The sequence below is a fragment of the Pseudomonas sp. PDM17 genome (assembly GCF_014851985.1).
Classification (GTDB): Bacteria; Pseudomonadota; Gammaproteobacteria; order Pseudomonadales; family Pseudomonadaceae; genus Pseudomonas.
On sequence record NZ_JACVAT010000024.1, the window covers coordinates 1 to 473 of the forward strand.

General features: G+C 64.7%; 1 pseudogene. It reads right to left on the reverse strand.

What is annotated here, in order from left to right:
- Positions 1-473: pseudogene (locus tag IB256_RS30485) on the reverse strand (contractile injection system protein, VgrG/Pvc8 family); the annotation flags it as partial.

Genomic DNA, 473 nt, shown 5'->3' on the forward strand with positions numbered 1-473 from the left:
GATGGCTTCGAATTGCACTTCGAAGCTGCGGTCGCGAGCAGCGCGGCACTGCAGGTCGACAATCACCGCGCCCGCCGCGAAGCGCTTATCCGCGCCGTCGAGCTTCACTATCTGGCCGGGAAGGAGCACGGGGCTGCTGGTGAAACCGGTCAGGCGCGTGCGCGCGTTGAGGTAGCGTTCATGGGCGAGGCGCGCGTAGAAGTAGGCGCTTTCACTCTCCAGGTCTTCGTCCTGGGCGTAGGCGTCGCCGAGTTTCTGGTGCGGTTCGCCGTAGTGATAAGCCTCGCCGTAGGTGGTTTTCGGCGATTTGAGCACGTCAACATTCGCGTCCAACTCGGCGCCGGCATCGCGGTAGTAGTAGGCGCGATTGCTGACCTGCTGCAGGACCAGTCCATAGCCGCTCTGCAGGTTCCAGACGGCGTCCCGGCCGCTGGACTCCAGCGAGGAAAGCGGGCGCAGCGGTAAGGGTGGCG